Origin of the sequence: Candidatus Erwinia haradaeae (genome assembly GCF_900698985.1) — a bacterium.
GTDB classification, from domain to species: Bacteria; Pseudomonadota; Gammaproteobacteria; order Enterobacterales; family Enterobacteriaceae; genus Erwinia_E; species Erwinia_E haradaeae_B.
In genome coordinates this window covers 111,540-124,385 of sequence record NZ_LR217730.1, presented here as the reverse complement: position 1 = coordinate 124,385, position 12,846 = coordinate 111,540, and the positions used below count along the sequence as shown (strand labels likewise).

General features: G+C 29.7%; 8 protein-coding genes and 1 tRNA gene. 3 read left to right on the top strand and 6 right to left on the bottom strand.

Annotation, left to right across the window (positions count from 1 at the left end; genetic code table 11):
• Positions 1-25: 25 nt before the first annotated feature.
• Both dnaN and dnaA read right to left on the bottom strand, forming a co-directional pair.
• Complete coding sequence (gene dnaN / locus ERCIPSPA2889_RS00390) at positions 26-1,126, bottom strand: DNA polymerase III subunit beta (RefSeq protein WP_157988914.1); 1,101 nt, start codon at positions 1,124-1,126, stop codon at positions 26-28.
• A 29-nt stretch (positions 1,127-1,155) separates the two neighbouring features.
• Entirely contained in the window at positions 1,156-2,547 is a 1,392-nt protein-coding gene (dnaA, locus tag ERCIPSPA2889_RS00385) for a chromosomal replication initiator protein DnaA (RefSeq protein ID WP_162298018.1), read from the bottom strand.
• A 599-nt stretch (positions 2,548-3,146) separates the two neighbouring features.
• Between dnaA and alr the strand changes: the two genes are divergently transcribed.
• The gene (gene alr / locus ERCIPSPA2889_RS00380) at positions 3,147-4,223 is read left to right on the top strand and encodes an alanine racemase (protein WP_157988912.1); all 1,077 of its coding nucleotides are present in this window, start codon (positions 3,147-3,149) and stop codon (positions 4,221-4,223) included.
• A gap of 1,071 nt (positions 4,224-5,294) precedes the next feature.
• Here the strand turns inward: alr and folD are convergent.
• On the bottom strand, positions 5,295-6,161 hold the full coding sequence (folD, locus tag ERCIPSPA2889_RS00375) for a bifunctional methylenetetrahydrofolate dehydrogenase/methenyltetrahydrofolate cyclohydrolase FolD (protein WP_157988911.1): 867 nt from the start codon (positions 6,159-6,161) through the stop codon (positions 5,295-5,297).
• 1,936 nt (positions 6,162-8,097) lie between these two features.
• Here folD and ERCIPSPA2889_RS00370 point away from each other — a divergent pair.
• Positions 8,098-8,174: transfer RNA gene (locus ERCIPSPA2889_RS00370), tRNA-Arg, on the top strand.
• Positions 8,175-8,956: 782 nt separating this feature from the next.
• Entirely contained in the window at positions 8,957-9,763 is an 807-nt protein-coding gene (gene rsmA / locus ERCIPSPA2889_RS00365; RefSeq protein WP_174232570.1) for a 16S rRNA (adenine(1518)-N(6)/adenine(1519)-N(6))-dimethyltransferase RsmA, read from the top strand.
• A gap of 359 nt (positions 9,764-10,122) precedes the next feature.
• On the opposite strand, the gene era is transcribed toward rsmA, so the two are convergent.
• The 3 genes from era to lepB form a co-directional block, all read right to left on the bottom strand.
• Positions 10,123-11,046, bottom strand: coding sequence for a GTPase Era (gene era, locus ERCIPSPA2889_RS00360; RefSeq protein ID WP_157988909.1), 924 nt, complete (start codon positions 11,044-11,046; stop codon positions 10,123-10,125).
• Positions 11,043-11,708: a ribonuclease III gene (gene rnc, locus ERCIPSPA2889_RS00355; RefSeq protein ID WP_414973873.1), complete on the bottom strand. Its 666-nt coding sequence runs from the start codon at positions 11,706-11,708 to the stop codon at positions 11,043-11,045. Before rnc ends, era begins: the two co-directional genes overlap by 4 nt.
• Before the next feature lie 166 nt (positions 11,709-11,874).
• Entirely contained in the window at positions 11,875-12,828 is a 954-nt protein-coding gene (gene lepB / locus ERCIPSPA2889_RS00350) for a signal peptidase I (protein WP_157988908.1), read from the bottom strand.
• Between the last annotated feature and the right edge of the window lie 18 nt (positions 12,829-12,846).

The following is a 12,846-nucleotide window of genomic DNA, read 5'->3' as shown; positions in this document are numbered from 1 at the left end:
CCTGAAAAAACCTACTATGTGCGTATTATAAACGAATTGGCATGATAATATAACTTGCAAATGGCGTTATTGCATCCTTGATATGCAAACTTGATGTAGAATTAGTTAACAATATATGAACGTTGCTACACTTTAATGTATTTAATACATCTAAAATGTAACTAACATTTAAACCAATTTCTATCTGACTGCCACTATAAATTACATCTAAAATTTCTTCTGCCTCTTCCTTTTCTTGATTTCGCGCTGTAATTTTAAGCTGATTCTCACTAACATTCAGGCAAATACTACGACATTTAGAATTAGACAAAATAGACGCCCGCATAAGAGCTTTTTTTAATGCCTCACGGTTCACCTCTATAGTTTTAATAGGTGGTGACGATATAGCACGGCGGTAGTCTGGAAACCGACCATCAACTAACTTCGAAGTAAAAACACAAGCACCAATAGAAATACGAATATTATTTTTTCCAAGCTCTATTTCCAATGGTATATCACTATCACCTAATAAACGAGCAAGCTCTGTTACGCCTTTACGTGGAACAATCACAGAATAACTCGTCAATAACTGGTCTACTGACATAGAACCTATGGATAATCGATGTCCATCCGTAGCAACTGTATACAATGTTGTTCCCACTGTCTCAAATAACATACCATTTAGATAATATCGCACATCCTGATTCGCCATAGAAAACTGTGTAGCTTCAATTAGGTTCTTTATAGTTCTTTGGTTCACCACAAAAGCAACTTCACTCGTCGAGTGATCTAGATTAGGAAAATCACTAGCTGGCAACGTAACGAGGGAAAAACGACTGCGATGAGCTTGCACTAAAACCCTATCTCCTTCAAGAGACACGAAAATTTCAGAACCTGCTGATAATCCACGACAAATCTCAAAAAATTTACGTGCAGGAATAGTAGCCATTCCTAGTTGATACTCTTTAGTTAACGAGATACGTACTGCTATTTGCATTTCTAAATCAGTACCAATCAAAAACAAAGCCCTATTTTTCACCTCTAACAAAAGATTACAAAGAATAGGCAATATAGGACGGCTACTTAATGTAGCACTTAGGTGTTGCAATGGTTTTAACAAATGTTCACGCTCTATACTAAATTTCATAATATAAAAAAACCTGGCGTATGATCAACTTAAGAGGATAAAATTTTAATAAGAGTAGAAAAATCTTCTTGAATATCTTCACTCTCTTCATGCAACTGTTCAATTTTTCGGCAAGCATGCAAAACCGTAGTATGATCACGCCCTCCGAAAGCATCACCGATTTCTGGTAAACTATGATGAGTTAATTTTTTAGTGATTGCCATTGCCATCTGCCTTGGACGGGTAACTGAACGAGATCTCCGTTTTGATAACAAATCAACGACTTGAATTTTATAATATTTAGCTACTGTTTTTTGAATAAAATGAATCGTTATGAGTTGATTCTGCAATACTAGTAAATCACGAAGCACTTCTCGAACAAAATCAATTGTAATTGAACGACCAGTAAATCTTGAATTAACTATTATACGATTTAGAGCGCCTTCTAATTCTCCTATATTAGAGCGTAATCTTGTGGCAATAAAACATGCTACTTCTCCCGGTAAGAGAATATTATTTTCATAAGCTTTTTTTCTTAAAATAGCTACACGCGTTTCAAGCTCTGGCGGATTAATAGCAACTGTTAATCCCCACCCAAATCGCGATCTTAGCCTATCTTCTACGCCATTAATTTCTCTTGGATAACGATCAGAAGTCAAAATAATCTGCTGATTGCCTTCTAGAAGCGCATTGAAAGTATGAAAAAACTCTTCTTGGGGGTATTCTTTATTAGCAAAAAATTGAATATCATCAATTAGTAGCGCTTTTACTGAACGATAATAACATTTAAACTTTTCAATTGCATTGCTTTGTAATGCTTTAACCATATCCTTTACAAAACGATCAGAGCGCATATATACTACAGTTTCATTAGATTTTTTTGCTAAAATCCCATTCCCTACTGCATGTAATAAATGTGTTTTTCCTAGCCCTGTCCCTCCATAAAGAAAAAGAGGATTATACGTCTCGCCAGGATGATCTGCTACTTGCTGCGCTACTATGTGTGCCAATTGATTTGACTGACCATCAACAAAGTTTTCAAATTTATATCTAGCATTTACATTAGATTGATAAACAGCATCTGAAAACGTCGTCACATGACGCCATCGCCTCGAATCCATGAATGATGAGCTACGAATCTGACTTGTGATTGTATGGATACTAGTTATATCAGGTTCATTGACTACATGATAGCTAGACTTTTTACCTACCTTGAAAAGAAGCAAAGGAACGTTAACACCACCAAAATTTTTCAAGAGAGTGTTAATATGATGAATATATTTAACCCTCACCCAGTCTAGCACAAAACGATTGGGTGCGTATAAAGCTAACGTATTATTATTTATTTCAGCTTGTAAGGGTCGTATCCAGATTCTGAACTCGGTCTTAGGTAATTCATCCTTTAAACAGGCAAGACACTGTTGCCAAAGTGTAAGTGACACGGCGGGCCCCACTTAAAAAATCAAAAAAAACACCAAAAATAAAATAATAAATTATATGATTTTTTGTAAAATATGACAAAATTTTACAAAAAGAATAACCTTCTCCTAATGATTATATTTTTACAAAATTCATGTATGAATAATAATTTTTGTAATTATTAACTATTGTTTATAATTTTTTATAATAGATGAATATAATGTAAAATTTAGAAAAGATATTTGCTCTTAATAAATAGCATTTTTCCATTACTTTTAAACATAAAAACATATATAATTATACGGAAAACATGAAGGGTATAGTAACCAATGCATACTAAATCATATCTATCAAAATTGACTGTCTAGAAATCGTCGTAATTCTATATGTATTTTTTTCTATAATATCTTGCTCTCTCGCGATATCAGATAATGTGCAATCGACATTATTAAGGTAAAGATAATATGTTCATTCTATTGTATACTGATATAAACTAAAGATAATCTATTGTTTTTATTATAGAGAAACCAGAGCACTCAATAATCTTAACAAATGCATTTTAGATAATATATTGATATTCTATGATATAGACCATGGTATCTATAGATATTAAGGAAATATTATGTCTCGTCCAATTGTGGCAACAATCAATCAACAGGCATTAAAAAATAATCTCTCTATAGTACGTCAGATGATTTCTAGTGCACGAATTTGGGCTGTAGTAAAAGCTAATGCCTATGGTCATGGTATTAAGAGAATTTGGAAAAGCCTATGTCAAGCAGATGGTTTTGCCTTACTGAGTATCCATGAGGCCTTATTGCTCCGAGACAGCGGATGGCAAAAACCTATTTTATTATTAGAAGGTTTTTTCCATCCAAACGATATAACAATCCTAGCACAGTACAATTTAACTACAGTTGTACATAGTCAATGGCAAATTCAAGCATTAGCGAAAGCTAAATTACTAGCTCCATTGGATATTTATCTAAAAATGAATTGTGGTATGAATCGTCTTGGTTTTCAACCAGATGATATCCATTCTGTTTGGCAACAACTAAAGGAAATAAAAAATGTAGGTACGTTAACACTTATGGCGCACTTTGCGAACGCGGAGTATACAACAGGTGTGACCAAGCCAATGCAGAAAATCTATCAAGTTTTAAGGAAGCTGAATTGTCAAATGTCACTAGCTAATTCTGCTGCTATCCTTTGGCACCCCCAAACTCATTGTAATTGGGTTCGTCCTGGGATTATATTATACGGCTCTTGTCCAAAGAGAGATGGGAATCAAAGTATCATGTCAAATAATGGCTTTGAACCTGTCATGACACTCAATAGTGAAATTATTGCTATTCAAGAAATTGCTTTTGGATCAACAGTTGGATATAATAATAGCTATCGTGCTAACTGTAAGCAACGTATTGGAATAGTTGCCTGTGGTTATGCTGATGGTTACCCACGCCATGCTCCTTCTGGAACGCCAGTAAAAATATTAGAGCATATAACAAAAACTATTGGAACTGTCTCCATGGATATGATGGCAATAGATTTAACAATGTGTCCACAAGCTTACATTGGCAGTAAGGTAGAGTTATGGGGAAAAAATGTTAAAATTGATGATGTTGCCTCAGCATCTCAGACCGTTGGATATGAACTTATGTGTGCGCTATCTCCACGAGTTCCAGTGCAACTTAAGTAATATAAAAATAAGTAAAAAATAATCTATATATAAAAATTTTAATAAAGATAGGAGCTGTAAAGGTTTGACTAATATAATATCTTTTATGAAGTATATATCAATATATATAACAAAACACACTCTATAAATTGTAATTTATACTTAAAATACCAAAAAATACTAAGAATATCATTAATTTTATATGTAAATTTTTTTATCATTCTAAAAAAATTAATAACATACATCATCATTTTTATTACTAAAAAAATAATGGAATTTTTATATCAAACCACTACCCGTCATGAAGCTAACATATGTTTATCTATAAATAACCAGTCCTAGTGTAAATTAATATGAATTTGAGTAAAATAACAAATAACTAACATATGGTCATTTTTTAAAAGCATATTATTTTTAACATTAACAAATGACTATATATTATATATATACCATTATGAAAAATCTAAGCTGATTAATAGATTATATCTCTTATTTTTGTAAAAACGTAGAAAAATTTTACTCCTAATATCATAATGTTCTAAATTATAAAAAATTTCCAAAACTGTACTTTTATACATCTGATGCACAAAAAAACAATAAATTGTTAATTCCAAAACATTAATTACCTAATAATAATTACATTAAAATAATGTCAGTATTAATATTGAATATTAATATAAAAAAAGACTATTAAAATAAAATAATTTTCTGCTAATTAATATCAACTTAAAGAAGATTACCTCTTAACTATACAATATATATTTATTATATAATATTCTATAGTTTATCACATAACATTAAAAGTGGTTTTTAGCATATACTAGTAAGTGAATCTGATTCATACAATAAAAAATATAAAATACTGCTTAATTAAATATAAAATATAGTTTTCTAGACATAACGACAGAATTATTTTATTTTTTTATAAAAACAAAACTTATCATAAAGCGTGTTCCTTTATACAAAAATCAATAACAAATAAAATACTATTGAAGATTTTTAATCTAAACATTCACACTTCTGAGAATTTTAAAATATTTGTATAAACTACAACTTTTGATAAAGTATTCTTTATCAAAAAAATACACCATGCTACAAAGTAATCTTTTCGTTTATTTCACACGCATATAATGTATTTTGCATAAGTGTAGCAATAGTCATTGGCCCCACTCCTCCTGGAACTGGCGTAATCCAGGATGCCCGATAAAAAGCTTGATCAAAATCAACATCACCAACTATCTTACCATTTGTTAAACGATTAATACCAACATCAACCACTATAGCGCCGTATTTAATCCAATAACCTGGAATAAATCTAGGTTTTCCAACCGCCACAATAAGAAGATCAGCTTGTGATACAAAACACTCTAGATTTTTTGTAAAACGATGTGTAATAGTTGTAGTACAACCAGAAAGAAGTAACTCCATACTCATCGGTCTTCCAACAATATTAGAGGCCCCAACAATTACTGCATGAAGGCTACAAATATTAATATGATAACGTTCTAATAAAGTTATTATACCACGAGACGTACACGGTCGTAAAACACTGGGTGAACGCTTACACAAACGACCAATATTATAAGAATTAAAACCATCTACGTCCTTAATAGGAGATATACTTTCTGTTATTAACATTGGATCTATGTCTGATGGAAGAGGTAACTGTACTAAAATTCCATCAATAGTCGCATCCTGATTAAGTTTCTGAATTAGGTCCAGAAGCTGAACTTGAGTAGTATTAATTGATAAATCATATAAATATGAAAAAAATCCAACTTCTTCACAAACGGAACGCTTTCGAGTTACATAAATCCGCGAGGCCGGGTCTGAACCTACTAATACTACTGCTAGACCTGGGATGCGCTTACCTTCAGATAAACGTATTTGTATGCTCCTAGCAATATCTTTACGTATCTGGCGCGCAATTATCTCACCATTAATAATTTTTGCAGGCATTAAATGATGCGTCCTTCTGAATTATGTTTGATAATTGTAAAGCGCACCAGTGTTTAATTATACAAAAGTTGATAGTCGCATCCCATTAAAAGAATTTACCTATATATTTTTATATATGTTACTTTGATGGCGCTGATCATATTTTTCTAAAATATTTTTATATATAAACTAAATAAATCAAAAACATATATATAAAATATTCAGTTAAGATACTTAAAAAAATTCAATATAATAATACTTTATTTTATAACATGATTATTATTTTGTCATTCTGATGATTATCACACTAAAAATTATATTGTATTTTTTATTGCTTTTATATCTTTATCATTAATTGCATGCAAGTTATTTACAATGACTATCAAAATTATTTATATTTTATATAATCTATAACTTTTTAATAAATTAAACTCAAAATATAATCAATATATTATATATTATATGATAAATAATAATTATTGTAAATTTTTCTAAAACTTCTATCATTTATTATATCATATATAATATCCAACATCATAAACAAGATCTATATAGCATGTGCAATACTGCTTTAAACATAGTAAAAAATAAATAATCTTAAAACTATACCAGTATAGTGGATCTTTATTAAAATTTTTTAAAAGAAATTATACGCTTCTATCTAGTTATCAGCTTAAGATTAAAAGCTACATATCTAACCATTTTAAAGTTCTTTATTGTACTTCTTTTAAATTGTTAATATTTTTAATTAATTAAAAACTAACTTAATGACTTACCTATATGATTGCACAACTATATCTATAGCACATCATGATGTTATTTTTAAAAAAATCTCATTATATATGTCAGTTATCGTAAACAAATACAGAAAAAAATCAATTATTTTACAAATCAATTATCATCAATATACATTAAAAAAGTTTCTCATTTATTTTGGTTTTTTCAGCATATATAAGCATCACCTCGGTAAAAATTGTTACTAATACTTATAAAAATAAACACCTATATAACTTAACCTAAAAATAAAAAATTCTTCTTTTCAATACAAAAACTCTGTAAATTTTACACACTCTACAAAATAACTTGCAGATATTAAACTTCGGAAGATATATATCAATTATTACATTTTTATAAACCTGAGAGATTAATAAAAATATAAAATAACTGATCAGTATTGACGTAGCAATTAAAGGTCCATCATCTATCAATAGATAAACATTACATCTTCATGAGAGCCATTCTTACATGCAATCTACATCAACGCATCCAGAACTAATGCCATAACAAATTATATCACTCTATACTAATAATATTATGTAATATCTATACTTAATTATAGGACATATATCCTAATGTACTACATCTCTATAATAAATTTATTTACCTTGTCTTTTATAAGACAAACACAACACATTGTAATATTTTAAAAATAGAATCATTTTAATATTTTAGAATAAAACACAACAGTAATTTTTTAGATGAAATCGATTTAAGAGATGCACACTAACAATATCAAAAAATGAATAGGTATTATATCGGTAAATAACCAAAAGTATGTAATTTAAAAACCTGATGATAATTAATAATTATGTAAAATTTTTAGAGTTAATAACAAGCTAATATCTTATTTTTTGAAGTTTTATTATAGACACAAAAGCACATGAAATTTTATTATTGTATGACATATCATAGCAACATTTAATATATAAAAGTTTCTAAAACTCTAAAGGTAAGAGGAAATCTATAAAATTTTTTAGTGATACTCCAAGTATCTCATGACTGATAATTAAATCTAAATTCATATTAAAAATAATACAATCAACACGCTGTTTAGTCAAAGCACTATTTATAATACAACTTGATTCAATAAAAAACTCTTGATACGAAGAAGTATAATAGATCTAATAAAAGTAAAATAGTTGACTCACCGCATACATAATATATAATAGATTATAATGCGCCCTTAGCTTAGCTGGATAGAGCACCGGCCTTCTAAGCCGTAGGTCACAGGTTCGAATCCTGTAGGGCGCACCACATAACTCCAATATAGATGCAATTCATAAGGACACTTTAATCAATACATTTAACATTTAACTATATTTTGTATTATTATAGCATGATTACTATCGTAATCTTTAAATTAGGTAATTTTAATTATTATAATTTTTATACTTATATCCATAGTACAGGCTTTTTGTAATACAGCAAGAATTTCAATTCTTACAAAAATTTTAAAAACTAATAATTTCATATTAAGCATTAAGCTTGATGACATTAATACAGAATATAAAAAATTTTTATAACTTATTTGATGAGCATGCAATCAAAAATTTGCTAGTAAATCTTGTGAGAAATAATAAATTTATTATAGATAAAAAACTTAATATAAAAATATTAATTTATACTTGAGCGTGATTATTTTATAAAAGTTTACATGAACCTTAATTACTGTAATAATTTTTTATAATACGCTTTTTAAGAGAAAATAAAAAATTCAAACAAATAATCATATTGTGTAGAATACACTACATGATGCTTTGAAAATGACAAACCATTCACAAAAATACTTAAAAATTAAATTATATAGACTTTTAAAATCTTGCGCTTATTATATTTTTATAAAAAAATTTAAATATCTGAAAAAAATACAAAAACTAATTTTGTAAAACTACCAACCCAATTTAAGAAACGTCTACAACTAATAGATTAATTTATAACTTCATTACATATACTCTAAATATTATGTTTTATACATATCATTGCTCAAATATCACAATAAATATATTCCTTGATATACTTAAATTAAAAAACTAATGATCAACCAACCATACCATAGATATCATGCAAAAAAACGTTTTGGACAACATTTTTTACATGACCAATACATTATTGATGCTATTATTAATGCTATTTATCCCCAGTATGGGCAAGCAATGCTTGAGATTGGGCCGGGACTTGGTGCATTAACACACAAAATAGAACCACTGATCAACAAGCTCACAGTAATTGAAATTGATCGAGATTTAACATTACGCCTGAAAAATCATTCACGGTTAAAACACAAGATTAATATCTTTCAACAAGATGCTTTAATATTTAATTTTTCAGATTTTTCAAACAAAAAAAACCAATTATTACGCATCTTTGGTAACTTACCTTATAATATTTCCACACCGTTAATATTTCATCTTTTTAATCATATTAACGCTATTCATGATATGCATTTTATGCTGCAACAAGAGGTGGCCGATCGTCTATTAGCGGAGCCAGGAAATAAAAATTACAGTCGCTTATCAGTTATGTCCCAATATTATTGCCAGATGTTTCCAGTTATTTCAGTTCCAGCAAGCGCCCTTACTCCAATCCCAAAGGTTAATTCTACGGTAGTACGCTTTATTCCCATAAAAACTACAGTACAATCACCCATCCATATCCACGCATTACATCGAATAACCAAAGCAGCCTTTAATCAACGTCGTAAAAAAATACAAAATAGTCTTCAATATTTAGTCTCTATTGAAGGATTAATGAAAATGAATATTTCTCCAGACTTACGTGCAGAAAATATCAGTGTATTGCAATATTATCAATTAGCAGATTGGTTAACAAAAAATCATGGATAAGTATATTACTTTTCCCTTTTAGTGTGGTAATTATAGAATAATGGAAATTATCTTGTATAGTACTTAAGTAACATAAAAATGCATAGTAAAAAAACTGTACACACCAAATTTTAACATCAGATACATTATCCAAAAATGAATATTATTTTAAGAAAAAAAACCAAAAACATATATATTATATATAGAACTCATCAAGATTAAATTATATATGATCTCCACTGAAATTCAGTATTTCTTCCAATCATACATGATTAATATCATACTAATGTTAATCTTATTAACAATAATAGTGTATCCTATAAGCAAACACTATCTCTAAAATTAATAAATACTAAAATATTCTATTGTGCCATTAGACACTAATCTAAATTTTTCTTTAATGGTATAATATTTTTATATTCTATATCTGATACTGTATCCTGATAATCTCTTTCACCAGATGTCATTTTTACCCATAACTCAAGATGGACTTTATGTCCAAAAATTGTCTCCATATTGTGACGCGCTGCAATACCAATGCTTTTAATCTTAGCTCCATTATGGCCAATTACTATTTTTTTATGACTCGCACTATGTACTAAAATTATCCCATAAATAATTAACATACCATTCTTATTAATAAAAAATTGCTCTATCTCCACCATCACTGAATATGGAAGCTCACCTCCAAGATATCGTATAATTTTTTCACGAATTATTTCTGATGCCATAAATTTTTGAGAACGATTTGTAATACATGTCTCTGGGAAATAGTGCTCTGACTTTAGAAGATATTTATGGACAATATTACTAATAACATTAATATTCGTTCCTAACTTAGCAGAAATAGGTACTATATCCACAAAGCGCCTCTTTTGACTTAATCGCTGAAGATGCGGCAACAAAAGACTTTTATTAGAAATAATGTCAATCTTATTAAGCACTAAAAGAACTAATGATTTTTCTTTTAGATAATGCATAATCATTTTGTCAGCAACAGTCCAATTTATACCCTCTATTATAAAAATAACCAACCTAGCTTTAGTAATCGAGTTTTTTATTGCACGATTCATAAAACGATGAATAGTATTTTTTTCTTCTATACATAGACCAGGTGTATCAATATAGATAGATTGATATATACCTTCGCTCTGAACTCCTATAATCTCATGACGAGTGGTGTGCGGCTTACGTGAAGTAATAGAAATCTTCTGTTCTATTAATTGATTTAATACAGTTGATTTCCCTACATTCGGACGCCCGACGATAGCAATGAACCCGCAATAGGTGATATGCTCTCTCATTCAATGCCTAGTGTCATTAGGGCTTTTTGAGCAGTTTTTTGCTCAGCCTGGCGACGACTCAAACCAGTTGCCACCACTGGTTCTTCTATTCCAGTGACTATGCATTGAATTGTAAATAATTGATGATGCTCTGAACCTTGCACCTGTAATACAAAATAAGATGGCAACGGAAGATGATTTCCTTGTAGAAATTCTTGCAGACGTGTTTTTGGATCTTTTTGTTCATCTCCTGGTTCAATAGTATGCAAACGAGAATCGTACCAGTTAAGAATCAACCTTTCTATTGTCTGCATATTACTATCTAAGAATATACCACCAATTAAAGCCTCCATAGCATTGGATAAAATAGATTGACGCTTGTAGCCACCACTTTTCCATTCTCCCCGGCTAAGAGTTAAGTGCGAACCTAAATTAAATTCTCGTGCTATTTCTGCCAAGGTATAGCCACGTACTAATGTAGAACGCATACGACTCAAATCGCCTTCATCAATACAAGGAAAACTCCGATAAATTGCATAAGAAATTACACAATTTAAGATGGAATCTCCAAGAAACTCAAATCTCTCATTATTTTGACGACTAGAACTACGATGTGTTAATGCCTGTTGTAGTAATTCTATTTTTTTAAAAAAATAACCTATTTTTCTCTGTAGCTGGTTCATGATTACCGTATCTATGATTTACCGCTGACGATATGCAATAATTTTCCTTCTGTAGAAGGAGCATACTTAATTACAACACAAACACAATATATATTATATATACTGCATAATACTATCACTCAAGCAATAAAAATTATCAATGAAAATAATCTATTTACAATCATTTTTAATGAATTACACCAATACGATCAAGGCGCAGGCCAGTTGGAAATTTACCTTCTTTTTTATCAAAACTCATCCATATAGCAGTTGCTTTACCAACTAAATTGTTTTCTGGAACAAACCCCCAATAACGACTATCAGAACTATTATCACGGTTATCCCCCATCATGAAGTACATATTTTTTGGAACTAACCAGCTCATATTTTGATGAACGATTCCATTCTGAGTATTTAGCTCAACATCTTTCTGCTCTCCGTTTAACAATAAAATAAGATGTTTCACGTTATCGAATATTTCTATACGAGTTACCGAGCGATAACCTTCAGGTTCTAATGCTTCAATACGTTTTTGGTTAATATTATAATTTAATTCATTTTTACTAGAATGTATAAATTTTTGATCATCCGTATTGACATGAGCATAAGTTACTTCTAATAAATGTTTAGAATTTGTAACATTCATAAAATCTGGCTGGATTGATAATGTTTTTCTGAGAAGGTCGTAACTAACTAAATCACCGGGTAATCCAATCACACGTTTAATATAATCTTGGTTTGTATCTTTTGGATATTTAAATACAACAATATCACCGCGATGTGGATGTCCAGTATGTATAAAAGTATGTTGCGTAAGGGGATTCCTCAGACCATATGCATATTTTTTTACTAAAATAAAATCACCAGCTAATAAAGTTGGCATCATAGATCCGGAGGGGATCTGAAAGGGTTCGTAACAAAATGCACGAATCAAAAATACTAAGAAGAGCACTGGAAAAATTGACGCTATACTTTTCATCCAGGATTGCAATTTGTACGATATAGTAAGTGTGTTATTAATAGGTTTCTGTATTATATGTTCTTTATTTTTATTTACTATTCTTTTAGCTACCATAATACACCATAATAGACCACTAATAGACGTTGAAATTACTAAAACTATTATAAATGTATGAGCCATACCGAAAACCTCTTCAAT

What these genes read in the sequence shown, in the direction of transcription:
- dnaN (WP_157988914.1), bottom strand. Translation starts at nt 1,126, where the DNA reads ATGAAATTTAGTATAGAGCGTGAACATTTGTTAAAACCATTGCAACAC.
- alr (WP_157988912.1), top strand. Translation starts at nt 3,147, where the DNA reads ATGTCTCGTCCAATTGTGGCAACAATCAATCAACAGGCATTAAAAAAT.
- folD (WP_157988911.1), bottom strand. Translation starts at nt 6,161, where the DNA reads ATGCCTGCAAAAATTATTAATGGTGAGATAATTGCGCGCCAGATACGT.
- era (WP_157988909.1), bottom strand. Translation starts at nt 11,046, where the DNA reads ATGAGAGAGCATATCACCTATTGCGGGTTCATTGCTATCGTCGGGCGT.
- rnc (WP_414973873.1), bottom strand. Translation starts at nt 11,708, where the DNA reads ATGAACCAGCTACAGAGAAAAATAGGTTATTTTTTTAAAAAAATAGAA.
- lepB (WP_157988908.1), bottom strand. Translation starts at nt 12,828, where the DNA reads ATGGCTCATACATTTATAATAGTTTTAGTAATTTCAACGTCTATTAGT.